This is a genomic window from Photobacterium makurazakiensis (assembly GCF_050336715.1).
In the GTDB taxonomy this organism is placed as follows: Bacteria; Pseudomonadota; Gammaproteobacteria; order Enterobacterales; family Vibrionaceae; genus Photobacterium; species Photobacterium makurazakiensis.
The window spans coordinates 1-25,311 of record NZ_JAKJSJ010000060.1; the positions used below are offsets into that span (position 1 = coordinate 1).

Genomic DNA, 25,311 nt, shown 5'->3' on the forward strand with positions numbered 1-25,311 from the left:
AAATTTATCTGGGATAGGGCAATCAAATATTTTATATTTTACAGATGGTGAATATATCGCAGCAGTAAGCAATGCATAGAGGGTTATGGTGACTGAGTTAATATCTATGATGAAATTGAATACCAATATAGCTAATTGATGGGTATGTGTTTATCTTGCTTATTATGCATTGTATATATTTGTTTTTTTTAGTGTTATTTGGGGGTGTTTTGAGTGGTGGCTGCTATGTATTGTGGCTTTACACTTCGAATACTTAGTTGGCACCTATTGTAAAGAGATGAATATTAGATGAGGTTTGATATCTAGCTAAAGAAAAGTAGTGAGAGTAAATTGTTCTCATACTAATCAGCTAAGGCTTTATCTGAAGCACTTACGAGTGAGCTTGTATTCAATTCGTCAGTTATAAACTGATCGGATCTGAAACTAAAGGTCTATTATAAAAAAGATTATTGTTATATTTATTTGTCACTCTCTTTGTCGAGTTACTTGATATAATAAAAATGTTTGACTTCGCACCTTTTAAGTCTGTATATTTCGTCCTTGTCGGGTTTGTGGTTCGATGTCAAACTATTTTTGATTGGGCGGGATATAGGTTGTAATAGATATGTTGATGAAAAAAGCGCCTATAGCGGTACCTCTAATTGCAGTGTTTGGTGAAGCCGCTGAGGTGATGGTGACAAAGTCTGAAAATGTTTATAGCCAGGTGCGTCAGGCTATCGTTGAAGGTTTGATAATCTCGTTTCACGGTGTGGAGTTCGAGTCACCAGAAGAGCTTGATCAATATATAAGGAACATGGCTGAGACTAATGACCGTAATCGTCGGAAGGGCGAAGCATTGATTCGGGGTATTGAAGGTAGCTATAAGAATGGTGATATCAAAGTGAGCGCGAGCCGAAGCGTACGGAGTAAATATACAATTTAGCAGCCTTTCAATATAAAGATACGGTGTCTTCTTTTCTCGTTGATTCTCACAAAACGTCAGTGAGTTAAGGAGACTGTATAACCGTTTCATTGCCAACGGTATAAAAAAGGCATATGCACCTAACTTCGTGACAGAGTTAGATTAGCACCCGTTTTACTAGCTACGGGTTAAAGAGGCTAGCTCACTGACTCCTATAGGTGAGGCTTTGACTTTTGTCACTCGATATTCTGGCTACGAGTAAAAAAGCCAGCTCAGCTAATTGTTCGCTAGTAATTGGCTGATGATTGTTTGTTTGATTTTATCAGAGTTATCTCTTTGTTTTATACCGCCTTAATCGGCGGTATTTTTTTGCGCTACATTCGGTGACTTCAGTTACGCAATGGGGGAGCGTGGCCAATATCGCTTTTGCTATCAGGGAGCACTGCAACCCTTAGCGATTAAAAACTTCAGGTATTAAATTACCAAGAGTCGTGTAGCCAGTCAGGGTTTAATTCTTCAAGCATACTATCCATAGCCTGTTTAACGACTTTCTGGTCTTTTTCAGAAATATTACGTGTTACTGATATCAGTAGAGCATCAACAACTGGCGAAATATCATCTAATATCGTTTTACCTTTCAAAGTGAGGTGTACTTTTTTTGCATTTTTGTTCTTTGGATCAGATGCCAACGCAATCAATTCGTTTTTTTCTGCGTGCTTAAGTAGGCTTGATATCGTACTTTTTGTACGCTGCATTCGGTAAGCGAGAACGGAAGGCCGCACACCATCATCGTAGTTAAGTTCAATCATGAGCTGAAGTTGTTCAGTATTAAGGAAAGGATAGTGAGCCTGAAGTTCGTTCTGAAGGTTGTTCTGCAGAAGTTTCATGGCCATCCAGCATTTCCCTGTCAGTGAATCAAACAGCTTTGGATCTTCAGTCATTATTTATTCTCGTTAGTGCCTACAGGTTTGATAATATTGTATGCCTTGCATGTTCGATATCAAACCTTTTTGTAATGCATTGTTTATTCAAGCTATTTTTTCTTCCGCATAACCATTTCTAATTCAACGGCATCAAAATAAGCCATGAGTAAGTGGCGGCAAGCGCTAAGCCTAAAATCACTGGCTATCTCGTGGGTGTTGATAGGTAACACGAGATCTGCTGTATGCGATAATTGAGAAAGCTGTGAGGTGATAGCGATGACCCTGCAGCCTTGCTCTTTCGCTTTTGCTGCTGACTGGCTCAGTAATTCATGGTGTTGGTTGATACTAAGGCATAGCACGACATCGTTAGCGCGAAAATTGTGACTATATGCATCTATTAATGAAGGATCATGACTGGTTAGTGCGATTTTCCCCTGTGTAGTGAAGCGATATTGGGCATCTTCTGCGGCGCTATAGGTGATGCTGTCTGATCCCAAGATATAAATAGTCCCAGCTTCTTCAATAAAGTCAGCGAGTAAAGTGATATGGCTACCCGATAGGGTAGTGACATTATTGAGTAAAACGGTACTGATTGATTCATAAATTAAATTATAGCCACTGGTCGCAAGTCGATTATCGATATCAGGGGTCTCACCCAAGCCTAATGATTGCGCGAGATGAAACTTCAGTTCTCGAATATTCTCAAACCCAAGCGCACGGGCAAATCGGCTGATCGATGCAGCACTCACTCCAATCATTGTCGACAGTTTGCTAATGCTTGATACCGCAACTAAGCGGGAGTCATCAGTTATAAACTGGGCTATTTTTTTCTCTGTTTCACTGAAAGCATCATGCTTTTCGAAGATCAGTGATATGACATCAATTTTATTTTCCATGTGAATATTAGTTCGTCCTACAGCAAATATTTGTATATTTCATTTTTTCAATTCTATGAAAATTATTTTCATGGTGCAATTTATTTTTAGCCGTGAAATAAAATAACGTACTGTTTTTAAGTAATAAAGTTTATGGGTAGTTATGGGTGGTGCTTGTAAGTCATTGGTTTTAGTGGGTTGTTTCAAAATATYTCCATGTGATCATTGTTCGCTTTATTAATAAAGTTTCTTGAAAAAAGTTTCATGAAACATATTATCTCTCCGGCAAGTATAAGAATATTCCTAAAGCAAATAAAAGCAAAGTTTCACTATTAATAAAAATTAGCAAAATCATGGAGCATAAAATGAAAAAAATTCTATTGATGTGTACTGCGGGTATGTCGACCAGCATGATGGTTCAAAAAATGCAGGAAAGTGCAGCAGAGCAGAAGATTGAGGCGACTATAGAGGCCTTTGGCTCTGAGCGATTCAATGACTTAGTGACTGAGTATGATGTGGTGCTGCTAGGCCCTCAGCTTAAGTACATGCACAATGAATTTAAAAAGCGTGCAGAACCCTACGGTAAAACTGTTGAGGTGATCAATCCAATGGACTATGCCGTGATGAATGGCCAAAAAGTGCTAGCTCACGCACTTGAACTAATTGGTTAAGGGGCTCGACAATGGAAAAAATGATGCATTGGATCGAGCAGTATGCAATGCCTGTCGCCGCTAAAGTTAGCCAATCTCGCTACTTGAATGCGCTAAAAGATGGTTTTGCTTACGCAATACCATTTTTGCTGACGGGTTCATTTGTTTTGCTGTTGCTCAATCTACCGCTGACTGATCCGAGTAACTTTTTATACATGGAATGGTATACCGATTGGGTCGTTGATGCTCGAGCAAAGTATATGCAGCCATTTTATGTGAGTATGGGGATCATGACGCTGTTTATTTCCTTTGGAATAGGTAGCAGCCTGTCGGCCAGTTATGGGCTTCATAATATCACCGGTGGTTTCTTAGCCATGTTCTCATTCCTGTTAGTCGCTGCTCCTGTTTCTGAAGGTGCAATGTCTATCAGCTATCTGGATGCGAAAGGTATATTCACTGCGATCTTTACTGCCATTATTTCAGTGCATGTGCTGAGGTTATGTGTTGAGAAAGGGATCACCATTAAATTGCCGAGTTCGGTTCCGCCAGCGATTGCTAAATCTTTCGAACTGATTGTCCCAGTCGTTTTCATTATGGTACTGCTGCACCCGATTAACTTGACTATCGATTATGTGACTGATGGGGCAGTAACACTATTACCTGAACTAATCATTACAGTATTACAGCCGTTGGTTGTGGTGTCTGATTCATTACCAGCACTACTGTTAGCTGTCTTCTTCGTCCAACTATTATGGGTTGCGGGCATCAATGGCGGTTCAATTGTTCTGAGTGTTTTGACACCTTTCCTTTTTGCCAACTTACAGTACAACCAAGATGCCTTAATGGCGGGTGAAGAAGCGTCACGCATTTTCGTCGCAGGTTTCTGGGATTACTTCATCTTTATTGGTGGGGCAGGCTGTACCTTCTCATTAGCATGTGTAATGGCGTTCTGGTCAAAAGACGCTCACTTAAGAACCATTGGTCGTCTGAGTATTGTACCGGGGATGTTCAACATTAATGAGCCTCTTATTTTTGGTACACCAATGGTAATGAACCCAGTTCTGTTCCTACCGTTTATCTTTATTCCAATGATAAATGCGACGATTGCATGGTTTGCAACAACGAGTGGTTTTGTGGGCAATGTGGTGACGTTACTACCATGGACGACGCCAGCACCTTTGGGAGCATTCCTGGCGACAAACCTTGGTACAACCGCATTACTGTTAAGTATTACGCTAATTATTACCTCTGTTCTGATGTACTTGCCATTTGTTCGCATGTACGAAAAAACATTAGAAGCACAAGCAGCTTAATTAGGAAGCATTATGAAAACAAAACGAATTGGAATTTCTGTTTATCCTGAGCATAGCGACTTGGAGCAAATCAACGCATATATTGAGTTGGCGGCGAGTTATGGCTATAGCCGATTGTTTACCTGCTTATTGTGTGCCGATGGTGACAAAGAGGCAGTGTTTGCCAAATTCAAAGCAGTTGTACAGCATGCTATAAAATACGACATGATTGTGGTTGCAGATGTCGACCCACGGGTATTTCGTGAATTGAATCTTACCCATGACGATTTATCGTTCTTCAAAGATCTAGGTCTAACTGGGATCCGTTTGGATGAAGGTTTCACTGGCTTCGAAGAAGCGATGATGACATTTAATCCGCAAGATTTGCTGATTGAAATTAATATCAGCCCAGAGCAGAGATACCTTGAGAACATCCTGACCTACCAGCCAAATCGCGACATGTTGATTGGGTGCCATAACTTTTATCCGAAGAAATACTCGGGGCTGGGCTGGGACTACTTCATGGAACGCTCAACCAGTTTCCAAAAAGAAGGAATACGGGTTGCCGCTTTTGTTAATGCACCAAGTGCAGAAATTGGTCCTTGGCCAGTATCGGAAGGCTTGTGCACCATTGAAGCACACCGTGATTTGACTATATCAACACAGGCTAAAGAGTTATTTAACTCTGGCGTGGTTGATGATGTGTTGATTGCCAATGCATTCGCATCGGAAGCTGAGTTGGCAGAATTGGCTGGGATCAACCGTTCTACGGTGGAACTTGATGTCGTGACGATTGATGATATTAGCGATGTTGAACAGCGCATCTTGTTCGACCAAATTCATTGGGTACGTGGTGATATTAATGAAACGACGATTCGTTCTAGCCACACTCGCAACCTGTACAAAGGTCAGAGTATTAAGCCAAAGAACACCTGCGAGAAAGTAAAACGTGGCGATGTCATTGTTGAAAATGATGCGTACAACAAATATACCGGCGAAATGCATGTTGTATTGAATGACTTTGTTAATACGGGTTGTTCGAATGTGGTTGGCCGTATTAGCGACGAAAATATTCGATTGCTTGATCAGCTAAAACCATGGCAAAAATTTTATTTAAAACCAGCTAACTGAGGCTCACTGTGAACAAAGAAGATTACGAATTAACGGTAATGGATTTAATTACCAATGCAGGACAAGCCAAAAGTGAGTCAATGTCGGCAATCCACTACGCCAAAAATAATGACTTCGCAGCAGCTGATGTTGCGATGGAAGAATGCGGCAAGTTTTTACGCTTAGCACACGGCGTACAAACTCGACTGATTGGCTTGGATGAAGGTGAAGGAAAGGTGCCTGTCACGTTAGTGATGGTTCACGCTCAGGATCACCTCATGAATGCTGTGTTGATGAAAGATCTAGCGCAAGAATTTATCGATTTATATAAGAGGCAAGCATAGTCTCAGCCGTTGGCTAGGCTATTTGCGCTGGGTCGTCATGGCCTGATGACTCAGCGCTCCCTCAACGTTTGTAGGATACCTACAAGGATAATTAAAGGAAAAAGCAATGGCGATTATTCGTTACGGTGTTGAAGGTGGTACAGGTACAGGTGGTCAACACCTACCGTTTGCACGTGCGACACAAGCTGGTGGTTTTTTGTATGTCTCGGGACAAACACCAATGCTCGACGGTGAAGTCGTAGAAGGGGGGATTGTCGATCAGTCTCGTCTTGCGATTCAAAACTGTGTCGATATCATGGAAGAAGCTGGTTACAGCTTAGAAGATGTTGTGCATGTTAAAGTTGTTCTGACTGATTCTCGGTATTTCCAGTCGTTTAACAAGGTGTTTAAAGAGTTCTTCGGTGCAAACCCGCCCGCTCGTATTTGCATGGTGTGTGATTTAGTGGTCGATGTAAAAGTGGAAGTTGATGTGACTTGCTTCCGCCAAGATCGAGTCTAATCATATACAGATATATACTTTCATTGATTGAGAGTGTATCGAAAAAATTCCCCCTCTATAGCAGCAGCCTTATGGCTGCTGCTATTTCAGAACTGCAATATTTACCACTGACGGTAGCCACACGTATCAATGTGAAAGCGTACTCCGCCATAAAGTCCTAGCCCCATTTTATTTTTCTTACCGACAGTTCGATAGATATCTTGGAGGATCTTATGTAATGCTGGTCTAGATATGTTGTCGATTGGAACTAAATCAAGCGCACAGAAGTCAAGGTGAGAGCTCCTAGGTGCTCCGCCGGCATGTACGTTGTATTCTTTGCTGCGGTCACCAGAAACGGGGATTAGCAAACCAGTTTTAGGAGAAACATGTTTTTGGATGAACAGCAAAGTACGTATCATATTGTCCCAGTTTGTCCTTTTGGGCAGGTTGAATATCGTCGTATTGCTAACGCGCCAATCTGTACCTTGAAGAAGCACTAAGTGTAAGGGCATTGTTTCTTTTACCCCTCTATCAATAAAGTAGTTATAGGCTTCTTCAATAATGTCCTCATTATGGTTCATCAACACCCAGCCCCTGAAGGCTGCACGAGTGGGGACTTTATATCCTTGAACTTCAACGACCAAGTCATCGTAGCTGAAATCTCTATGGCTTTTATAGAGGCTCGAGTAGGGCACAGCATTGAGCGTGGTTGTAGCGATAAGGCAAAGAGTGGCAAGGAAGTACTTCATTATCTCCCCTTTTTCACCAGTATTTGTGAATGAGTATTGGTATTAATTCTAGAAGAGCCTGTGAATTAAGTGATCCGATTAAGAGTGGGAGAACGAAAGTGTACTAAGAATCGGGAGAGTGGAAGCAAAATAGTCTGAGTAGTTAGGACAAACCTGTGGTTATGGGGAGCGATTGAATCGAAAAAAAAGTCATTATTTTAATTTCTGTTATTATTAATAATGTTATCAAAAGACAAAATAGTGACATTGACGTAGAAAAGTATGTGCAGAATAATCCTATTATTATTGTTGTTTTCAACCAGTGCCATAGCAGCCGATAAACATGTCGAGCGACTTGCGACGGATGTGTATCAAACGGCAAAATTACGCGGTGTCATTGATTATGAGTTGTTTCGTGAGGGGGTTGAAGCCTACATGGAGCAAGCGATTGGTGCGAATCCCAATTTGGTGATCATCGATTTTAGTCGCCCTTCCAATGAGCGGCGATTCTATGTTATCAACCTATTAGACAAAGAGTTGAAATACCACACTTATACTACGCATGGGATCGCTAGCGGTAAGGGGGCGATCGCCGAACGTTTTTCAAATACCGTTAATTCGAAGCAAACCTCGCTGGGAATCTACAAAACGGCTGAAACCTATTATGGAAAGTATGGCTATTCTCTACGTTTAGATGGCTTATCGAAAGGGCTGAATGATAATGCCCGCAAGCGGTATATCGTGATCCATGGCGCTAATTATGCCTCCCCCTCATTTTTAGAGCAGAATAATTTTATAGGTTGGAGCTGGGGCTGTCCTGCATTACCCCTTGAAAAAAATAGAGAAATTATCGATTTGATAAAAGGTGGAAGCATTATTCTTGCCGCCACCGGTTCCGCTCAAGGGGAGTTACTCGCAAAAGCTAAATAAACGATGCCTAATACGATAAAGGTTCGTCTAAGGTGTTGTTTTGTGGCTGCTTGCACGGTTGATCAGCTTGAAGCCAATATCAACAGCAGTCAACTGTGATTCCGCGCCATTACCATTAAGCTTATCGAGAAGTAATTGTGCAGCTTGACTGCCCATCGCTTCGTAATCAATCTGAATCGCGGTAATATTAGGGTGGCTTTGGGCACAAATTACCGAGCCATCAAGGCAGGTTAATGCAATTGATTCTGGAATTTTTACTAGGCGTCGCTGGCACTCAAAAAGGGCACCAAGCGCAATCTCCTCATGGTTACAAATCAATGCATCAAGTTCTCGCTGGCGAAGCAGTAGTTTTGCGACGCCTTCACAACCAAGTGCTAAGTTCGCCCCTTCATGGGTCGTTAAAAAGTGATCTGGGGTGAGATACCCTTCAATCATCCCCGCTTGCCAGCCACGTAGCTGTTTGTTCAGAATAGCTTGATCGCCATGCGCGCCGATAAAGCCAATATTTTTATAGCCTTGCTCTATGAGATGGCGAGTCATGGTTTTTGCTGCTTGGTAATGATCAATACCAATGTTGAGATCAACGGCAAGTGGGGTGAGCTCGTTTACCTCTAAAACGGGACACTCGCCACTTTCTAGTAGCTTTCGCGATTTTGCCGAATGTTCACTGCCAAATAGTACAACTGCTGCTGGGTTATTGGCGAGCATGCTGGTGAGCAGATTTTCTTCTTGTTCCATTGAATCATGGCTATAACCGATGAGTACTTGATAGCCACTCCGTATGATGGCTTGTTGGAACGTCGCAATAAAATCAGCACACACTTTTTCAGTGAATGACGGGAGGATAATCGCGATAGTATCGCTTTGTCCTGATGCGAGCGCACCTGCCGCTTTGTTGGGGATGTAGCCCAACTCATCGACTGCTTGTTGAATTTTTTCACGTAGTTTATCAGACACTTGATCGGGGGTACGCAATGCCCGAGATACAGTCATTGATCCTACGCCCGCAAGTTTAGCGACATCGGCAAGGGTAACTTTGCCTGTACTACGACGTTTTCGAGGCTCAGCCATCGAATCTCCTGAAGCTTTTAAAATAACATTGTGAATGATCTTTCATTGGCAATGTTATTTTGTATGTTAAATCAATTAATTATCATTTTTTAATGTTAGTTATCAACGAACCCACCATTCTAACCTTGTTCATTCTGTTGTTCCAATCTGTTCTCGCCAAGTGTGATATTCAAAAATGATAGCGCTATCACAAATTTTGGTAGCGCTATCAGGTAGCGCTATCAAATGTGACTTTGATCGCTTTATTGTCTTGGCGTGACGGTTAAAGTGGCGCCATTCCGACAGGTTATTGATGCAATGAAAGAGTAGAGACATGCTTAAAGAACTTCTTACCCACGATGTGATCAGTATTCATGACACTGCTGAAAATTGGCAGCAAGCGATTGAATTGGCCTGCCAGCCTTTAATCGATAACGGCAGTATTGAACCAAGCTATGTAGAGGCTATTTTCCGCTCGCATAAAGAAATGGGGCCTTACTATGTGATTGGCCCTGGTATGGCGATGCCACACGCACGTCCTGAAGATGGAGTAAATAAGCTATCTCTTGGCCTCACCGTGATCCGTAGCGGCGTGCATTTCGATGCTGATGAAAATGATCCAGTGAAGCTGTTGGTGACTTTGGCGGCAACCGACAGTAACAGCCATGTTGATGCGATTGCTCAGCTGGCAGAGTTATTCATGAATGAAGAGCATATTGCTGCCATTTGTGAAGCTAAAGATGTAGACGCGATTCGTCAGATCATCGAAACCTATTAATTACTCATTTAGCTGAGCGTTAGGCTTAGCTGATAACGAACAATCCAATATAAGCACGGCTATACCAGTAGCGATAAGCCGTGCAAAACGTAGAAAGGTAGAACATTATGAAAATTATGGTTGTATGTGGTCACGGTCTTGGTACTAGTCTTATGATGGAAATGAGCATTAAAAGCATCATTAAAGATTTGAATGTTGATGCGAATGTTGACCACATTGATTTAGGGTCTGCAAAAGGTACTGATTGCGATATTTTTATCGGCACAAATGATATTACTGAGCAGCTAATTGCACAGGGTGTTGAGGGTAAAATTGTATCGTTAGCCAACATGGTTGATAAAAATGCGATGAAAGAGCGTTTGTCTGTTGCATTGCAAGAGCTAGGTGCTCTTTAAGAGGTCGCTATGGAATTCTTTAGCTTTTTAATGAATGACGTGCTGGCTGAGCCAGCCGTCCTTGTCGGCCTGATCGCATTGATCGGTTTGATTGCACAGAAGAAACCCGTTACAGAATGTATTAAGGGCACAGTGAAGACCATTATGGGCTTTGTGATCCTTGGTGCAGGTGCTGGTTTGGTCGTGACATCACTGGGTGATTTCGCGACCATCTTCCAAGAAGCCTTTGGCATTACTGGTGTTGTACCAAACAACGAAGCGATTGTGTCGATTGCCCAAGAAGCGTTTGGTAAAGAAATGGCGATGATCATGTTCTTTGCCATGCTGGTCAATATTCTGATTGCGCGTTTTACACCGTGGAAATTTATTTTCTTGACGGGTCACCATACCTTGTTCATGTCGATGATGGTTGCAGCCATTCTATCGTCAAGTGGCATGAGTGGTGTTCCACTGATTGCACTTGGTTCATTGGTTGTTGGTGTAGTGATGGTGTTCTTCCCTGCTATTGCACATAAATACATGAAGCAGGTAACAGGTTCAGATGATGTAGCCATTGGTCACTTCTCAACGTTATCTTATGTACTTGCTGGCTTTATCGGTAGTAAGTTTGGTAACAAAGAGCACTCTACCGAAGAAATGAACGTGCCAAAGAGCTTACTGTTCTTGCGTGATACGCCAGTTGCTATCTCGTTCACCATGGGTATCATTTTTGTTATTACCTGTTTGTTTGCTGGTGGTGATTTCGTACGTGAAGTAAGTGGCGGCAAGCACTGGTTTATGTTCGCACTAATGCAATCAATTGCTTTTGCTGCTGGTGTATACGTTATCTTGCAAGGTGTACGTATGGTTATCGCTGAAATCGTACCGGCATTTAAAGGTATTTCAGACAAGCTAGTACCAAATGCAAAACCTGCGCTTGATTGCCCAGTAGTGTTCCCTTATGCGCCGAATGCAGTACTGGTAGGTTTCCTATCAAGCTTCGCTGCGGGTCTAATCGGCATGTTCCTGCTGTACATCATGGGCTTGACTATCATTATCCCTGGTGTTGTACCACACTTCTTCGTTGGTGCTGCAGCTGGTGTGTTTGGTAATGCAACGGGTGGTCGTCGTGGTGCAATGCTTGGTGCATTTGCTCAAGGCTTACTCATTACCTTCCTTCCGGTATTCTTGTTACCTGTACTAGGCGACTTAGGCTTTGCCAATACCACATTCAGTGATGCTGACTTCGGTGTTGTTGGTATTTTGCTTGGCTTGATTGTTCGATAATCATTGCAAAAGCGGATGAATAAAAAGCCCGACTACCGGAAGGTAGTCGGGCTTTTTGATATTAGAGGGTAAGAATTATAACGCGGCTTCTAGAATCGCACGGCTATCTGCGATTGCGATATTGCCATGCTCGCCGAGAGTCATCATGCCGTGTTTCTCAAGGCTAGCAACAAGCGTATCAATATCGTTCTTACCCAGATCGACATCAGTTAAGCTGGTTGGAACTTCCATTTGCTGGAAGAAGCTGATGGTTTGGGCAATCGCCGCATCAATACGCTCATCGGTAGTACCTTCAGTGATACCAAAAATGCGCTCTGCATATTGAAGAAGTTTGCCTTCTTTATCTTCACGGCGTTCAGTCATTACTGCAGGCAGTACAATACTTAGAGTACGAGCATGGTCGATACCGTAATTACCCGTTAGTTCGTGACCAATCATGTGGGTTGTCCAGTCTTGAGGAACACCGACACCGATCAGGCCGTTCAGGGCTTGAGTTGCTGTCCACATAATATTGGCACGTACATCAATATCATTTGGTGTTGTCAGCGCTTTCGGGCCTTCTTCAATCAGGTTTAATAGCAGGCCTTCTGCAAAGCGATCTTGTACCTTAGCGTTTGCAGGGAAGGTTAGGTATTGCTCCATGACGTGAACATAAGCATCGACTACGCCATTTGCAACTTGGCGTGGTGATAGGCTAAGCGTCGTTGTTGGATCAAGCACCGCAAATAGTGGCTGTACTTTCGGTGTCATGAATGCCAACTTATCTTTACCGCGGGATACAACCGCACCTGAATTACTTTCAGAGCCTGTTGCTGGTAGCGTTAGAATGCATGCTAGCGGAATCGCCGCTTCAACAGGGTGCTGCTGAGCCAGGATATTCCAAGGATCTTCACCTTGGTAAGCTGCCGCTGCTGCGATGAATTTGGTGCCATCAACCACAGAGCCGCCACCCACTGCGAGCAGGTAATCAAAACCTTCTGCTTTGATTTTTTCTACGGCTTGCATCAGAGTGTCGTACTGTGGATTTGGCTCTATACCTGAAAATTCACCCCAGTTATGACCTTCTAGGGCTTTAACCACTTGCTCATAAACACCATTTGATTTGATTGAACCACCGCCGTAGGTCACCAAGATTTTTTTGTCTTTCGGAATGTCGTTGGTAATAGCAGCGATTTGACCTTCACCAAAATGAATGCGGGTAGGATTCTGGTAGGTAAATTTATTCATGAACAACTCCAGTGTTTTATGTATCGATAAATGTAATGCGAGTGATACTTTGTGTTGATGGCTCTAGTCTATGCCAGTCATCTAGAATATGTAATGCACGATTCTGTTTAATACTTGCCTATTTCTACTAAGCAAAACTTCGTATAGCTGCAATAAAGCCTACTTTATAAGTTTGATAATCATTATCAAACAAAAGGCGTGATGTATATCACTATACTTATCAGGAATAAATGTGACGTAAATTCAATAATTCACGTTTATTAAGTTTCTTTGTGAAATTGATCAAAAACTCAATAACTGCAGCTGTAACCGGTTACTGTAACCGGTTACTCTTTTGTCATCAGGTTAGAACTTATAATTTAAAATGGAGACTGAACCAATGAGTACCCAAGCTGCTAGTTTGCAAAGTACTATGATGGATAGAGTAAATCGATTCTTGCCCACAATATTAAAGTTTGTTAATTCAAAGCCTATTACAGCAATTAAAGAAGGCTTTATGTTAACCATGCCATTAACAATCATTGGTTCAGTTTTTCTTCTGATTGCTTTTGTACCAATTGATGGCTACAACGAATTTATGGCCGGTATTTTCGGCGAACAATGGGCAACACCTTTATTTCAAGTTGTTGGTTCAACCTTTGATATATTGGCATTGATTGGTGCCTTCGGTATTGCATTTACCTATGTGAAATATGAGGGGCATAACGGTATTAATGCAGGTGTGCTTGCAATAGTTTCAATGCTTATTGTGATTAATGCCTTTGTTGTTGCTCCTGATGGAACAGAAGTTGGTGGTGTAATACCAAAAGCCTTTTTAGGTGGAAAGGGTATGATTGCTGCTATATTAATAGGCTTGTCTGTCGGCTGGATATATGCACAAGTTCTTCACCGTAACTGGGTTATAAAATTGCCTGACAGCGTGCCAGAAGGTGTGTCGAATGCTTTTAAATCTTTAATACCTGGTTTTATTATTATATTTCTTGCCTTCTCGACTTATATTTTCTTTGAAGTTGTCTTTGAACAAACCTTTATTGAAACCATTTATGTCATCGTACAAACACCACTTCAAAGCATGTCAGATTCATTCTTTGGTGCTGTTGGTATCGCATTGCTTATCTCACTCTTATGGTGGTGTGGTGTTCATGGTCCAGTTATCGTTATGGGTATCATGGGGCCGATTGTTACAGCTAACGCACTTCATAACCAAACGTTGGTAACAGCAGGAGAAGCTTTAATTGCTGGTGATAACGCGAAGATTGTAACCAACCAGTTTGTTGACCAGTTTATTACCGTGGGCGGCTCTGGCCTTACATTTGGTCTAGTATGTTGTATGGTGATGTTTGCCCGTTCTGCACAATATAAACAACTTGGCCGTCTGTCTTTCATCCCTGGTGTGTTCAATATCAATGAACCAATTATTTTCGCTACGCCAATTATCTTTAACCCAATTATGTTCATTCCATTTGTACTTGCACCTGTGACATCTGCAGTTATGGTTTATACCGCAATTAACTTTGGCTTTGTTGGGCCATTTACAGCAGTACAAGTTCCTTGGACAACGCCAATGATATTAAGTGGTTTTATTATTGGCGGGTGGAGTGCAGCTTTACTTCAAATTAGTATTTTCGTAATGACAGTATGTGTTTATTTCCCATTCTTTAAATATCAAGATAAGTTAGCGCTTCAAGCCGAAACTAAATAAACATGTAAATAAATTTATTAAGGTGATTAAAATGAAAAAAATTCTACTTCTATGTGCTGCTGGTATGTCAACGTCAATGGTTGTGAAAAAAATGAAAGAGTCAGCAGCAACAAAAGGGCTTGATGTCCATATTGAAGCTCATGGTGTTGAAACTATTTCAGATTTCTTAACGGAATACGATATTTTCTTATTAGGTCCTCAAATTCGATTTAAGCAAGATGAATTACAAAAACTAGCAGACCCGATTGGTAAGAAAGTAGAAGTTATCGATATGCTTGATTACGGTATGTTGAAAGGTGAAAAAATTCTTGATGATGCTTTAGCACTATTAAATTAATTATTGTTATTGATACGCGTATTTAATGATATGTCGATATGCGTATTAATCTAAATTTAGAAAGAGATTAAAATGAAGTTTTCAAATGAATTCTTATTTGGTGCAGCAACAGCTGCTTATCAAGTTGAAGGCGCATGGGACCAAGATGGGAAAGGCGTAACAAACTGGGATGAATTTACTAAGATCCCGGGTAAAACTTTTGAAGGTACAAACGGTGATGTCGCGGTTGATCATTACAATCGCTATAAAGAAGACATTGCGTTAATGGCAGAGATGGGGCTAGAGTCTTATCGCTTCTCAATTTCATGGGCACGCATCTTGCCTAATGGTACCGGAGAAATAAATCAAAAGGGTATTGAATTCTATAATAACCTGATTGATGAGTGCCTAAAACACGGCATCGTTCCTTTTGTTACCTTGTATCACTGGGATCTACCGTTACCGCTAGAAAAAGATGGCAGTTGGTTAAACAAGAAAACAGTCGATGCTTATGTAGAGTATGCCAAGGTGTGTTTTGAAGCCTTTGGAGATCGTGTTAAGCATTTCATTACCTTTAATGAAACCGTGGTGTTTACTGCATTAGGCTACCTTGCCGGTGCGCACCCTCCGGGTATCACCAATGATCCAAAGAAATATTTCCAAGCCACACACAATGTATTTTATGCGCATGCTTTAGCATTGATTGAGTATAAGAAACTGAATCAATTTGGTGAAATTGGCTTGAGCCATGTCTTTAGTCCAGCTTTTGGCGTTGATGACTCAGAAGAAAATCAGTTCGCACAAATGCATGCAAATCAATTTAGTACTAACTGGTTCTATGATCCTATCTTGCTTGGTAAATACCCTGAATACGTGGTTCACGAGCTTGAAAAACTCGGCTATGTGCCTGACTGGACACAAGAAGAGTTAGATACAATTGCAGCAGCTGCACCGCTAAATGATTTCATGGGGCTAAATTATTATCAGCCACAGCGTGTTGAAAAAATTGATGCTTCTTTCGAAGGTGAAGAAATAACCCGTGAAAATTCGACTGGATCGCCAGGTAACCCAAGTTTTGATGGCGTTTACCGAACAGTAAAAATGGATGATAAGCGCTATACCAAATGGGATTGGGAAATCTCACCAGAAGGTTTTGTATCTGGCCTAGACATGCTCAAAGAGCAATATGGTCAGATTAAACTCTATATCACTGAAAATGGTTTAGGTGATGAAGACCCTATCATTGAGGGTGAGGTCTGCGATATTCCACGCATTAACTTTATCAATGACCATTTGGTCGCGGTAAAAGCTGCCATCGATAGTGGCGTGAATATCAAAGGTTATTACGCATGGTCAGCGATTGATCTGTTGAGTTGGTTAAACGGTTATAAAAAGCAGTACGGCTTTATTTATGTTGACCATCAAAACGGCTTAGCGCGTAAGAAAAAAGCGTCATTCCATTGGTTTAAAGACGTCATCGCAACACGTGGTGAGAACTTAAAGCGATAGGTAGTACTGGGTTTATGATGATGAAACAAGAGCAATTGTATCTCGCTTACGATATTGGTGGCACCAACATTAAATATGGCGTGCTTAACCAAGACGGCAAAATTCTGCATAAAGACAAGGTTGAGACTGAGCTAAACGGTGAGGCTATTATTGATTGCCTTGTCGCGATTAAGGAAAAGTACAGCCGCCGTTATAAGTTTGAAGGTGCGGCCTTTTCATTGCCTGGTTTCGTTAATGTTGATACAGGCTATATGCAAACAGGCGGCGCGATAGATGACTTTTATGGTATTAACTTTAAAGACATCATGACAAGCAAACTCGCAATGTCTGTTGAGCTAGAGAATGACGTTAACTGTGTAGCTCTGGCTGAGAAATGGTTAGGAAATGCAATTGATTCAGAGAATTTTCTCTGTATCACTTTAGGATCAGGGGTTGGGGGCGCAATATACTTCAACAATCAACTGGTCAGAGGCCACAGGTATATGGCTGGTGAATTCGGCTATATGTTAACGCGTGATTTGTTTGCCAACCAAGAGTTGCCCGCCACGATGAGCTTTACCGCTTCGGTTAAAGAAGGGTTAAGGCGCCAATATGTACTCCGTAAAGGGGGGCTCACCCTTGAAGAAGTGTCTGGACGAGATGTGTTCAGCTTTGCCAAAGCGGGCGATGCTATTGCGCAGGGGGTTCTTGAATCATTCTATGAGCATGTAGCAATCGGTTTATATAACCTGACTTTCATTTTAAACCCAGAGAAAATAATTATTGGTGGCGCGATAAGCGAACGCCGTGAAATATTAGAAAAGATAACAGATAAGTTTCAGAATATCATTAATCATGAACGAGCAATAAAAGATACATTGGTTTCAGATTATGTGACGATTGAATCAGCAAAGTTTAATAATGACTCTGGTCTTATTGGTGCTGTTTATCATTTTATTACGATGTCTAAATAAAGGCATTTAAAAGCATGGGAGAGAACATGAGTCTATTAACGGGTGAAGCGCTAGAAGGCACTGTTATGGAACTTATTATCAACGCTGGTGAGTCAAAGTCATCTGCGATGGATGCGCTACGTGCGGCAAAAGCTGGAGACTGGACGAAGGTCGATGATTGCCTTGAGCGCTCTGCAGCTGCATCAAAGCGTGCTCATGATGTACAAACGCAGTTGATTGGCTTAGATGAAGGCGAAGGGAAAGTACCAGTGAACCTTATTATGGTTCATGCTCAAGATCATATAATGACAGCGATGTTAGCAAAAGATCTAATTGCTGAGCTAATTGATATCCATCGAGCATTACAAACTAAATAATCATGAAATTAATAAGGTCCGTTAGGGCCTTGTTTAAAATATATTAAGCCATCTTCTTTCTATATGGTTATTGAGTAGGTGTACCTATAAATTAAGAAAAATAAATATAAATAGAACTTAATTTATTTCAATTCAAATTAAAAGTCATACGACAAATGTCGTGTGAGAGCTTATTACATCTTTAATTTTCTTAGGGGTAAAATAATGAAACTATTACCATTAGCCGTAGTTATATCTACACTTTTGGCAAGCACGTCAATTTTTGCAGAAGAGGCTGATTCAAATAATGATTTAACTTTTACGGGCTATGCTCGTTATGGTCTGCATTATGCTGATAATGGCAACGATTATGTTAGGGCTGATGGGCAGATGTCTGACAGTGCTGCTGGCCGATTAGGTAACGAGGCAAATGGCGGCGAGTTCCAGTTTTCAAAAGGTTTTGATGGCAGCAATGGCACTAATTGGGATGTTGTGGTGATGCTGGAAAACTGGTGGAAAGAAGATGGTGAGTATGGTGATATCGCCTTGAAGAAGTTTTACGCGGGCGTATCGGGTGTATTTGCTTCTCAGCCAGATCTTTATATCTGGGCTGGTAGAGACTTCCACCAACGTCCACAACAAGGGATCAATGATTACTTTTGGATGTCTCATGATGGACAGGGTGCAGGTTTTTATAACCTGAATCTTGGCGGTGTTTATTTCGACATGGGCGCTGTGGGTCAGACCGCTGATGAAGGTACAGGTGATAGCGGTAACTATGCGATTACCACTAAACTTCACGGTATTAATCTGACGGAAGATCTAGGCTTAACACTTTATGCAAACTACGGTTTTTCTTCTGATAAAGCTAAAGATTCAACAGATCCAGGTAAAGAAGATATCACCGCTTATCAAGTTGCAGCTGTTTTAGATTATAACGGCCATAATTTCATGGTGCGTTACTCTGATAACTCTGATACTTCTGTATTTAATAAAACAGATGATCTAACCATCTGGTATGCAAGTTTAGAAGGTGCGTTTGACTTAGATGACCGTGCGGCTATCGAATATTTAGCGGGTTACCATAAATACGATGGAGACGACAAAGCTATCAATCGCACAAACTATACAGCAATTGTTCGCCCAACCTATGCGTGGACAGATGTGCACTCAACGTGGTTAGAAGCTGGCTACTCGTTAGTTGATTATGATGAGTCTGATGAAAACTCCGCATGGAAAGTAACGCTATCTCAGAATATTAGCTTCGGTAACAGCTCATCTGATCGCCCAATGCTGCGTTTTTACGCGACTGTCGGTGAAGCCGAGAATAACGTCGATGCAGAGACTGGTTCTTTGAAAAACAAAGATATCGATCGAGACACATTTGCAGTGGGTGCAATGTGGGAAGCTTGGTGGTAATCAGGTAGCCTCTTAAAAGAAAGAGCAGCAACAGCTGCTCTTTTTATTGGCTGGATTATTGATTGAAACGAAAAGCAGCAAGACTAAAGATTGACACTTTTCCTTTGTGAGCAGATTAAACCGTATCGTTTAGCATCGATACAGAGCCCTTTCTCGACTTTACTTTCATTAACGATACTGCATTGATGTGTCACTCGTTTTAATTCGCAAGCTTGTTGCACATCTTTGAGTGCTGGAGTTTGTGTTTTTGTCGCCATGGCAGGTAAAGCAATAAAAGCAGCTATAGAGATAGAAATAAACCACTTCATATGAGCCTCTTTGAGTATGTTTGCGGGTTAGCATTTTAATTTTAGACAGAACTTTGCTAGCTGCATATTTTATTTGCATAACTATGCAAAAAAGCATGCAATTGGCGGCAGAGCAGTGAAGTGTGTAGTTGTAAAGGTAGGAAGCAGAGAGGCCATAGCCGACCTCTTGAGCTTAGGACGTGTTATTTTTTTGCAGTAGCTGAATGACGTAAAATGAGCTCGCCTGTGAAGGTTTTTGAGCCATTAGTAACAGGTTCGCCTTCAGCGAGTTGCTGTGCGATATGCATTGCGTGCAGGGTCATGGTTTTTATCGGTAGTTCGACTGTCGTTAGCGAAGGCGTTACAAAGGCACTTTTCTCTTCATTATCGATGCCGACGATAGAGACTTGCTCCGGTACCTTTATACCAGCTTCTGATAGTGCCTTCATCGCACCGATTGCAATATCATCACTAGCAGCAAAAATAGCGCTAAATGAAACTTTGCTCTTAAGGAGTTCTTGGCATGCTTCATAACCACCATAGACAGTAAAACCTGAGGTAACGAAGTGTCGACCCTGCGCAGTAAATTTGTGCTGTTCAAGTGTTTCTTCAAAAGCTTGGAGTCGAAGTTCAGTCGTTGGCGTTTTGGGCTCAGGGCCGATATAAATGATGTCTTCATGGCCAAGTTCTATTAAATGTTCAATAGCAATTTGTGCCGCGTGTTTGTGGTCAAAACCAATGGCATAGCCTGCTGATGTAGGCAAATCTCGGCCTACATTGACGATTGGGATTGAAATCGAGCGTTTAAGTTCAATGATGTCGTCGACAGACATTTTTCTCGTGTACAAAATGATTACGTCGCACTTACGATCGGCGAGGAATTGAATTGCCTCTTTCTCTCGTTTAGCACTATTGTGACCATCCGTCACAATGAGTTGCTTCCCTGTTTTTTCAGCTGTTTGAGAGGCTTGTTTTAACAAGCGGCCGAAGTAGTTACCATCAAAATCGGATAAAACCAGACCAATGCTATTAGATTTATTGGTAGCAAGGGCTTGAGCTAAGGAGTTAGGGCGAAAATTAAGTTCGTCCATAGCTTCAAAAATGGCCTTTTTGGTTTTGTCACTAACTTGACCTGTACCATTAATGGCTCTAGATACGGTTGCTTTCGACACTCCAACCATTTTACTAATGTCGTTTATTGTTGCCATGTATATTTCTCGTTATATGAATGCTGGCCGGTAGGTTTGTTATGAATTATTTTAGCCAGCAGAACTAATATTGCAGGCAATGTAACCGGTTTCCTTACAAAGACAATACCATAACCGATGTGCTGCTGAAACCGGTAAAAATAAAAGGTTCAACTGCTATTGAGCAAAGGCAATTGATAGTACTAAATTACTGTAGTTAAAATCGTATTAGCGAGACACGAAGGGCTGAAGATTCTAATAATGTGCTCTTGGTCATAGTTGGCCACATTACGCTGTAGAAGCGTAGTCGGGTCTTGCCTAATTTTATTCATTTATTGCCTAATTCTGTTTTTTAGCACGAAATGGTTTGATCTATCACTACTGCGACTTCGATAATGTGAAGCGACACCTTGAACGGAGATGCTTTATGAACCAATGTGCACTGAAGGCGAACGATTTATGTCATTACTTTGGCCTTTCAGCAGAGCCGGGCATTGTTGATACTGAATTATCAGGGGTACGGCTATTTAGAATTAATAAATACCATAAGCTGACACCCCAGATGTACCAACAAGGTGTAGTGGTTATTTTGCAGGGCAATAAGGTTGGCCACCTAAATGACTATCAGTTTGAATATGACACTGAAAATTGTCTGATAGTATCAACACCATATCCAATCGCTTGTGAGACTTTTGCTTCAGAGCAAGAGCCATTAATCGGGTTGGATATTGATTTTGATCTTACTGTGATTCAAGAGTTGGTTGATACGGTTGAGCAGTATGCTCAGAGTCAAGAAAGCCACAGTATTGTAAGTGATTTTGACAATGGACGTGGTGTGGCTGTAACCCCAATTACGCCAGCCATTCAAGAGTGCATCTGCCGCTTACTTAGCTGCTTAGATAGCCCATTAGACGCAAGAGTAATAGGGAAACAGCTCCTGCGTGAGTTTTATTATCAGTTGTTGAAAAGCGAGCAGGGCTATTTACTCGCGCAGTACAGTAAGCACGATACAACGTTAGCACGCGTATCTAAGGTCATTAATCACGTCCAGCTTAACTATGAGCAAAAACTGTCGATTGATGATTTAGCCGCAATGGCTGGAATGAGTGTGTCAGCTTTTCACCGAGCATTTAAGCAAGTTGTGACAGATCCACCGTTGCAATACATTAAAAAAATTCGATTAAATCGCGCCAAAACCATGATGGCGCAAGAAGGGATGCCGGCAAATGTTGCGGCAGTGAAAGTGGGCTATGAAAGCCCAACCCAATTTAGCCGTGAATTTAAGCGTTATTTTGGTTTGCCACCAAGCAAGGCTTCGCATATTGGAATCTCATGAGTTTGTGAAGTTTTTTCCTACTTCTATTAATAATTAATTACAATAAAACGGTGTTTTCTATTCTTAAGGTTGGGTTCAGGTTTATTCTGTACAGTGTGCATTATTGAAACGGCAAGCACTGAGTTGCCGCATTTTACGAAGGAAGTAGGAAAATAATTATGAAAAAGTACGCAGTAGCTTCAACTCTTATTCTAGCCACTTTATCTGCAGCACCTGCATTCGCTAACAATGTTGATTGGTTTGTTGGTGGTGGTATTGGTTACCAGAACGACTCTATAAAACAAGAGGGTATCTTTAACAACCATAGTAAGAATACAGAATCGGCAACTTATCAGTTACGTGCTGGTGCAATCATTAACGATCATCACCGTGTAACAGGTACATACAGCTACTTTGACGATAAGTATACCAGTGGTGTTACGGGGCTAGAGAACAAGCAAACTCAAAACATGTTCCTTGCATCTTATGATTATCTGATCCCTGTTCACCAAAATATTAACCTGTTTGCGGGTGTATCGGCAGGTTTTGCTGATAATAAAATTGAAACTGGGTTGCTTGGAATGAAAGCAGACTCAACTGATTTTGTATGGGGCGGCCAGGTTGGTGCTCAGTACAACATCGATAATAATTGGTCGACAGATCTGACGTACCGTGTGCTTGATCAGGACTATGACAAGCTATCCAATAAAGTTGACTATACACAACAAGTTGTTTGGTCACTTGATTACAAATTCTAATGACGTTTTAGCTAATGAATAACGAAGAGGGCTTTTTAGCCCTCTTTTTGTATTTGCAGATAAATAAAAATCGCCAACTGAACTAATTTTGTAAGTTTTATTTAAAACACTGAACGTATTTTTATCAAATGATTTAATGGGCTGGCTTTCGTCGTCTAAAAGTCTCAGTGTTTATTCAKCAATATTGGGTATAAAGATGAATTATTTACCCAGTATTCAATGGGTTTAATGCTATACCCTGAAATCTTTACAATCCATATTCAGCGACCATTCAGACTATAAAACATTGTTTTTTATTTTAAGTTTCCATACAGGTTAAAGGTGTAACGTAAATAGCGAGCAAACAATCTAGATAAATATTTCTTTGGGTTACTGCTTTATAGAGTATGCGTAACCGAAAGTCTAAGGAGCTATAAATGAAAAAAATTACTGCGCTATCAACAATTGTACTAGCTGTTTTCGCGGCTTCTCCTGTTTTGGCTGCTGATGCTCAATGGTTTATTGGTGGTGGTATTGGTTATCAAGAAGATACCATTAAAGGGGAAGGTGCTCAAAACGGTGAAGATGCAACGTACCAATTACGTGGTGGTGCTATTTTGAATGACCATCACCGAGTGATGGGTACATATAGCTACATGGATAAGTCATCACAAAATATGTTCTTAGCTTCTTATGATTATTTACTTCCAGTGCATCAGAACGTTAACTTGTTTGCTGGTGTATCAACAGGTTTTGCTGATAGTAAAATTGATGGTAAAAGCTCAACAGATTTCGTTTGGGGTGGGCAAGTTGGTGCCATGTATGAAATCAATGACAGCTGGTCAACAGATCTAACATACCGTTATTTAGATCAAGACTACAGCGAGAATAATACAAAAATTGATTACTCTCAGCAGGTTGTGTGGTCGGTAGATTATCGTTTTTAATCTGGGCTAATAGCTGAAAGTTTTATTGTAAAGGGAGGCTATGCCTCCCTTTTTGATATGCGCATTAAACATTGTTATGTCAATGGTGGGTATTAGCTGCTATAAACTATTGTAATGGAATATATTTTTTGGGTGATAGGATGAAGCCAATATTAGCAATAGGGATGTTAATTGCAGGAGTTACGGCCTTTGGTGTTCAAGCTACACCAGATTTAGAAGGCGGTACTTGGCGTTGTCAGCGTACGGATACACCAAATGGTGTGCAGGAGTGGACGAGCTATACCTTTCATACTAACGGTACGATTACTTCTCAAGAGTGGCTGAGAAACAAAGAAAATAATAAAGTTGTATTGGAATTTACCTTGTCTGTGAATTATAGCTATCACAATAACGGTGAGGAGTTCGTATTAAGGCCGATAGAACTGGCTCGAGATATAACGGTTGATTATTATAATATCGACCCGTTTAATTATGATTCTCGTCGCGATTTATTAGGATATCGAATTTTCTTCCAGCCACAGTTTGATGGCAATGATCGAGCTGAGTTTGATATGCGCCACCATATAACGCCAGAGCAACCTTTTTCATTAAGCTGTACTCGCAAAGCGTAACGTTATCGCTAAGCACGGCTTCGCTCTAATAAATTCTCTTTATATTGCGTGGGCGTTTGTCCACGCTGACGTTTAAAAGCTTTGCTAAAGCTTTGAGCGTTGGAGTAGCCAAGCTGTGAGGCTATGGTTTTTATTGGTATGTCTTTTTGCATATATTTTATAGCCTGATTACAGAGTACGTAGCTTGATACTGAGGTAAAACTCCAGCCAAAGTCATGTAATCGGCGTTGAAACTGTTGCCTTGAAAGCTTAAAGCGCGCTGCAATAAAGTCTATATTGGGGTAACCGTAGAACCTTGCGTAGTTAATCATTTCATAGACAACTTTGGCCGTATCATGCGGTTGTGGCATATTTAAAAACTCATCCAGTTCGAGGTTCGATAGCATCATAGGTCGGTTGTATTGAAAAGGTTCTGTATTACCGTGCTCTAGTATGGAAATGTCTAGCCAGACATTTGTCCTTGGCGCATTCCATTGAATATTACAACCAAAAAAGTCTTCAAACCTTCCGTTACCGCAGCGAGGCCCACTGATCTCAATGTTTTTAGGTGCATAGTTAGCTCCCATAAAATGCCTGAGAGTATTGGTAAACATAATCGCCATTCTCAGGCTGTCATGTAATCGACCTCTTCCTTGTGAAAAGTGGTTGTCATAACTCCATTTGATTATCTTTCCTGAAAGCTCACCGTGAAACGATGCCCCTGACTGTAGGCAAGAAGTGCCGTAATTAATGCGGCGAAATGACAATGCCAGCTCGGGGGTAGAAAGAAGCCAATCGCCGAGTTTATCCATATTATTAAAGGATAAATCGGGGGCGAGTGTTGCCATATAGGCAGCATCGCCAACCATCTCCTCTATATCTTCAAGCCACTTGTTTACATCAACAAACGGGATGAGTGTCATTTGTTCTGAGATCAGCTGGCTGGGTATGTTGAGGTGGTGGAGCTGTATTTGATAATGCTTTTCCAGTGATTTTGCGACAGGCTGCATAAACACAGAGCGAATGAATGATATATCAAAGAGAGATTGCGGCGTTGGCATTGGCAA

General features: G+C 41.3%; 28 protein-coding genes. 20 read left to right on the forward strand and 8 right to left on the reverse strand.

Going from position 1 to position 25,311, the window contains the following annotated elements:
• The first annotated feature begins 610 nt into the window (after positions 1-610).
• Positions 611-922: a hypothetical protein gene (locus L4D09_RS22730; RefSeq protein ID WP_428459818.1), complete on the forward strand. Its 312-nt coding sequence runs from the start codon at positions 611-613 to the stop codon at positions 920-922.
• A 458-nt stretch (positions 923-1,380) separates the two neighbouring features.
• On the opposite strand, the gene L4D09_RS22735 is transcribed toward L4D09_RS22730, so the two are convergent.
• Positions 1,381-1,842, reverse strand: a complete 462-nt coding sequence (locus tag L4D09_RS22735; protein WP_428459819.1) for a MarR family winged helix-turn-helix transcriptional regulator — start codon at positions 1,840-1,842, stop codon at positions 1,381-1,383.
• Positions 1,843-1,934: 92 nt separating this feature from the next.
• Positions 1,935-2,720: a MurR/RpiR family transcriptional regulator gene (locus L4D09_RS22740; protein ID WP_428459820.1), complete on the reverse strand. Its 786-nt coding sequence runs from the start codon at positions 2,718-2,720 to the stop codon at positions 1,935-1,937.
• Positions 2,721-3,064: 344 nt separating this feature from the next.
• Between L4D09_RS22740 and L4D09_RS22745 the strand changes: the two genes are divergently transcribed.
• From L4D09_RS22745 to L4D09_RS22765, 5 genes are all read left to right on the forward strand, one after another.
• On the forward strand, positions 3,065-3,370 hold the full coding sequence (locus L4D09_RS22745) for a PTS sugar transporter subunit IIB (protein ID WP_428459821.1): 306 nt from the start codon (positions 3,065-3,067) through the stop codon (positions 3,368-3,370).
• Between the two features lie 11 nt (positions 3,371-3,381).
• Positions 3,382-4,662 (forward strand): PTS sugar transporter subunit IIC, encoded by a 1,281-nt coding sequence (locus L4D09_RS22750; protein WP_428459822.1) that lies wholly within the window; start codon positions 3,382-3,384, stop codon positions 4,660-4,662.
• Positions 4,663-4,674: 12 nt separating this feature from the next.
• A complete protein-coding gene (locus L4D09_RS22755) occupies positions 4,675-5,772 on the forward strand; it encodes a DUF871 domain-containing protein (RefSeq protein ID WP_428459823.1) in 1,098 nt (365 codons plus the stop codon).
• 8 nt (positions 5,773-5,780) lie between these two features.
• Positions 5,781-6,095 carry a PTS lactose/cellobiose transporter subunit IIA gene (locus L4D09_RS22760; protein WP_428459824.1) on the forward strand — a complete coding sequence of 105 codons (315 nt, stop codon included), beginning with the start codon at positions 5,781-5,783 and terminating at the stop codon, positions 6,093-6,095.
• A 106-nt stretch (positions 6,096-6,201) separates the two neighbouring features.
• A complete protein-coding gene (locus tag L4D09_RS22765; RefSeq protein WP_428459825.1) occupies positions 6,202-6,594 on the forward strand; it encodes a RidA family protein in 393 nt (130 codons plus the stop codon).
• 101 nt (positions 6,595-6,695) lie between these two features.
• Here L4D09_RS22765 and L4D09_RS22770 read toward each other — a convergent pair whose 3' ends face one another.
• Positions 6,696-7,322, reverse strand: coding sequence for a D-Ala-D-Ala carboxypeptidase family metallohydrolase (locus tag L4D09_RS22770; protein WP_428459826.1), 627 nt, complete (start codon positions 7,320-7,322; stop codon positions 6,696-6,698).
• Between the two features lie 261 nt (positions 7,323-7,583).
• Here L4D09_RS22770 and L4D09_RS22775 point away from each other — a divergent pair, with 261 nt between their 5' ends.
• Positions 7,584-8,231 carry a murein L,D-transpeptidase catalytic domain family protein gene (locus L4D09_RS22775; protein WP_428459827.1) on the forward strand — a complete coding sequence of 216 codons (648 nt, stop codon included), beginning with the start codon at positions 7,584-7,586 and terminating at the stop codon, positions 8,229-8,231.
• 27 nt (positions 8,232-8,258) lie between these two features.
• Here L4D09_RS22775 and L4D09_RS22780 read toward each other — a convergent pair whose 3' ends face one another.
• Entirely contained in the window at positions 8,259-9,302 is a 1,044-nt protein-coding gene (locus L4D09_RS22780; RefSeq protein WP_428459828.1) for a LacI family DNA-binding transcriptional regulator, read from the reverse strand.
• 313 nt (positions 9,303-9,615) lie between these two features.
• Between L4D09_RS22780 and L4D09_RS22785 the strand changes: the two genes are divergently transcribed.
• The 3 genes from L4D09_RS22785 (at position 9,616) to ulaA (ending at position 11,720) form a co-directional block, all read left to right on the forward strand.
• On the forward strand, positions 9,616-10,059 hold the full coding sequence (locus L4D09_RS22785) for a PTS sugar transporter subunit IIA (RefSeq protein ID WP_428459829.1): 444 nt from the start codon (positions 9,616-9,618) through the stop codon (positions 10,057-10,059).
• Positions 10,060-10,166: 107 nt separating this feature from the next.
• Positions 10,167-10,454: a PTS sugar transporter subunit IIB gene (locus L4D09_RS22790; RefSeq protein WP_428459830.1), complete on the forward strand. Its 288-nt coding sequence runs from the start codon at positions 10,167-10,169 to the stop codon at positions 10,452-10,454.
• Positions 10,455-10,463: 9 nt separating this feature from the next.
• Positions 10,464-11,720: a PTS ascorbate transporter subunit IIC gene (gene ulaA, locus L4D09_RS22795; protein WP_428459831.1), complete on the forward strand. Its 1,257-nt coding sequence runs from the start codon at positions 10,464-10,466 to the stop codon at positions 11,718-11,720.
• A gap of 75 nt (positions 11,721-11,795) precedes the next feature.
• On the opposite strand, the gene L4D09_RS22800 is transcribed toward ulaA, so the two are convergent.
• Positions 11,796-12,947, reverse strand: a complete 1,152-nt coding sequence (locus L4D09_RS22800; RefSeq protein WP_428459832.1) for an iron-containing alcohol dehydrogenase — start codon at positions 12,945-12,947, stop codon at positions 11,796-11,798.
• 379 nt (positions 12,948-13,326) lie between these two features.
• Here L4D09_RS22800 and L4D09_RS22805 point away from each other — a divergent pair, with 379 nt between their 5' ends.
• The 6 genes from L4D09_RS22805 to L4D09_RS22830 all read left to right on the forward strand — a co-directional run bounded on the left by L4D09_RS22805 (position 13,327) and on the right by L4D09_RS22830 (position 19,181).
• Entirely contained in the window at positions 13,327-14,649 is a 1,323-nt protein-coding gene (locus L4D09_RS22805; protein ID WP_428459833.1) for a PTS sugar transporter subunit IIC, read from the forward strand.
• 31 nt (positions 14,650-14,680) lie between these two features.
• Positions 14,681-14,986 (forward strand): PTS sugar transporter subunit IIB, encoded by a 306-nt coding sequence (locus L4D09_RS22810; RefSeq protein WP_428459834.1) that lies wholly within the window; start codon positions 14,681-14,683, stop codon positions 14,984-14,986.
• A 72-nt stretch (positions 14,987-15,058) separates the two neighbouring features.
• Positions 15,059-16,474 (forward strand): glycoside hydrolase family 1 protein, encoded by a 1,416-nt coding sequence (locus L4D09_RS22815; RefSeq protein ID WP_428459835.1) that lies wholly within the window; start codon positions 15,059-15,061, stop codon positions 16,472-16,474.
• Positions 16,475-16,488: 14 nt separating this feature from the next.
• Positions 16,489-17,427 carry an ROK family protein gene (locus L4D09_RS22820; protein ID WP_428459836.1) on the forward strand — a complete coding sequence of 313 codons (939 nt, stop codon included), beginning with the start codon at positions 16,489-16,491 and terminating at the stop codon, positions 17,425-17,427.
• A 26-nt stretch (positions 17,428-17,453) separates the two neighbouring features.
• On the forward strand, positions 17,454-17,783 hold the full coding sequence (locus tag L4D09_RS22825) for a PTS lactose/cellobiose transporter subunit IIA (RefSeq protein ID WP_428459837.1): 330 nt from the start codon (positions 17,454-17,456) through the stop codon (positions 17,781-17,783).
• Between the two features lie 204 nt (positions 17,784-17,987).
• A complete protein-coding gene (locus L4D09_RS22830) occupies positions 17,988-19,181 on the forward strand; it encodes a carbohydrate porin (protein WP_428459838.1) in 1,194 nt (397 codons plus the stop codon).
• A gap of 83 nt (positions 19,182-19,264) precedes the next feature.
• Here the strand turns inward: L4D09_RS22830 and L4D09_RS22835 are convergent, their stop codons facing one another.
• Positions 19,265-19,489, reverse strand: a complete 225-nt coding sequence (locus L4D09_RS22835) for a hypothetical protein (protein WP_428459839.1) — start codon at positions 19,487-19,489, stop codon at positions 19,265-19,267.
• Positions 19,490-19,671: 182 nt separating this feature from the next.
• Complete coding sequence (locus tag L4D09_RS22840; protein WP_428459840.1) at positions 19,672-20,676, reverse strand: LacI family DNA-binding transcriptional regulator; 1,005 nt, start codon at positions 20,674-20,676, stop codon at positions 19,672-19,674.
• A 406-nt stretch (positions 20,677-21,082) separates the two neighbouring features.
• Here L4D09_RS22840 and L4D09_RS22845 point away from each other — a divergent pair, with 406 nt between their 5' ends.
• The 4 genes from L4D09_RS22845 (at position 21,083) to L4D09_RS22860 (ending at position 24,265) form a co-directional block, all read left to right on the forward strand.
• Entirely contained in the window at positions 21,083-21,991 is a 909-nt protein-coding gene (locus tag L4D09_RS22845) for an AraC family transcriptional regulator (RefSeq protein ID WP_428459841.1), read from the forward strand.
• A gap of 158 nt (positions 21,992-22,149) precedes the next feature.
• Positions 22,150-22,728: a porin family protein gene (locus L4D09_RS22850; RefSeq protein WP_428459842.1), complete on the forward strand. Its 579-nt coding sequence runs from the start codon at positions 22,150-22,152 to the stop codon at positions 22,726-22,728.
• A 416-nt stretch (positions 22,729-23,144) separates the two neighbouring features.
• Positions 23,145-23,654 carry an outer membrane beta-barrel protein gene (locus tag L4D09_RS22855; RefSeq protein WP_428459843.1) on the forward strand — a complete coding sequence of 170 codons (510 nt, stop codon included), beginning with the start codon at positions 23,145-23,147 and terminating at the stop codon, positions 23,652-23,654.
• A gap of 140 nt (positions 23,655-23,794) precedes the next feature.
• Positions 23,795-24,265, forward strand: a complete 471-nt coding sequence (locus L4D09_RS22860; RefSeq protein ID WP_428459844.1) for a hypothetical protein — start codon at positions 23,795-23,797, stop codon at positions 24,263-24,265.
• Positions 24,266-24,273: 8 nt separating this feature from the next.
• Here L4D09_RS22860 and L4D09_RS22865 read toward each other — a convergent pair whose 3' ends face one another.
• Entirely contained in the window at positions 24,274-25,305 is a 1,032-nt protein-coding gene (locus L4D09_RS22865) for an AraC family transcriptional regulator (protein ID WP_428459845.1), read from the reverse strand.
• Between the last annotated feature and the right edge of the window lie 6 nt (positions 25,306-25,311).

Coding starts and splice junctions, on each gene's coding strand:
- L4D09_RS22765 (WP_428459825.1), top strand. CDS start 6,202: ATGGCGATTATTCGTTACGGTGTTGAAGGTGGTACAGGTACAGGTGGT.
- L4D09_RS22820 (WP_428459836.1), top strand. CDS start 16,489: ATGATGATGAAACAAGAGCAATTGTATCTCGCTTACGATATTGGTGGC.
- L4D09_RS22860 (WP_428459844.1), top strand. CDS start 23,795: ATGAAGCCAATATTAGCAATAGGGATGTTAATTGCAGGAGTTACGGCC.
- L4D09_RS22865 (WP_428459845.1), bottom strand. CDS start 25,305: ATGCCAACGCCGCAATCTCTCTTTGATATATCATTCATTCGCTCTGTG.
- L4D09_RS22780 (WP_428459828.1), bottom strand. CDS start 9,302: ATGGCTGAGCCTCGAAAACGTCGTAGTACAGGCAAAGTTACCCTTGCC.
- L4D09_RS22855 (WP_428459843.1), top strand. CDS start 23,145: ATGAAAAAAATTACTGCGCTATCAACAATTGTACTAGCTGTTTTCGCG.
- L4D09_RS22840 (WP_428459840.1), bottom strand. CDS start 20,676: ATGGCAACAATAAACGACATTAGTAAAATGGTTGGAGTGTCGAAAGCA.
- L4D09_RS22775 (WP_428459827.1), top strand. CDS start 7,584: ATGTGCAGAATAATCCTATTATTATTGTTGTTTTCAACCAGTGCCATA.
- L4D09_RS22785 (WP_428459829.1), top strand. CDS start 9,616: ATGCTTAAAGAACTTCTTACCCACGATGTGATCAGTATTCATGACACT.
- L4D09_RS22800 (WP_428459832.1), bottom strand. CDS start 12,947: ATGAATAAATTTACCTACCAGAATCCTACCCGCATTCATTTTGGTGAA.
- L4D09_RS22825 (WP_428459837.1), top strand. CDS start 17,454: ATGAGTCTATTAACGGGTGAAGCGCTAGAAGGCACTGTTATGGAACTT.
- L4D09_RS22750 (WP_428459822.1), top strand. CDS start 3,382: ATGGAAAAAATGATGCATTGGATCGAGCAGTATGCAATGCCTGTCGCC.
- L4D09_RS22850 (WP_428459842.1), top strand. CDS start 22,150: ATGAAAAAGTACGCAGTAGCTTCAACTCTTATTCTAGCCACTTTATCT.
- L4D09_RS22805 (WP_428459833.1), top strand. CDS start 13,327: ATGAGTACCCAAGCTGCTAGTTTGCAAAGTACTATGATGGATAGAGTA.
- L4D09_RS22745 (WP_428459821.1), top strand. CDS start 3,065: ATGAAAAAAATTCTATTGATGTGTACTGCGGGTATGTCGACCAGCATG.
- L4D09_RS22835 (WP_428459839.1), bottom strand. CDS start 19,489: ATGAAGTGGTTTATTTCTATCTCTATAGCTGCTTTTATTGCTTTACCT.
- L4D09_RS22755 (WP_428459823.1), top strand. CDS start 4,675: ATGAAAACAAAACGAATTGGAATTTCTGTTTATCCTGAGCATAGCGAC.
- L4D09_RS22730 (WP_428459818.1), top strand. CDS start 611: ATGAAAAAAGCGCCTATAGCGGTACCTCTAATTGCAGTGTTTGGTGAA.
- L4D09_RS22735 (WP_428459819.1), bottom strand. CDS start 1,842: ATGACTGAAGATCCAAAGCTGTTTGATTCACTGACAGGGAAATGCTGG.
- L4D09_RS22790 (WP_428459830.1), top strand. CDS start 10,167: ATGAAAATTATGGTTGTATGTGGTCACGGTCTTGGTACTAGTCTTATG.
- L4D09_RS22810 (WP_428459834.1), top strand. CDS start 14,681: ATGAAAAAAATTCTACTTCTATGTGCTGCTGGTATGTCAACGTCAATG.
- L4D09_RS22740 (WP_428459820.1), bottom strand. CDS start 2,720: ATGGAAAATAAAATTGATGTCATATCACTGATCTTCGAAAAGCATGAT.
- L4D09_RS22845 (WP_428459841.1), top strand. CDS start 21,083: ATGAACCAATGTGCACTGAAGGCGAACGATTTATGTCATTACTTTGGC.
- ulaA (WP_428459831.1), top strand. CDS start 10,464: ATGGAATTCTTTAGCTTTTTAATGAATGACGTGCTGGCTGAGCCAGCC.
- L4D09_RS22815 (WP_428459835.1), top strand. CDS start 15,059: ATGAAGTTTTCAAATGAATTCTTATTTGGTGCAGCAACAGCTGCTTAT.
- L4D09_RS22830 (WP_428459838.1), top strand. CDS start 17,988: ATGAAACTATTACCATTAGCCGTAGTTATATCTACACTTTTGGCAAGC.
- L4D09_RS22770 (WP_428459826.1), bottom strand. CDS start 7,322: ATGAAGTACTTCCTTGCCACTCTTTGCCTTATCGCTACAACCACGCTC.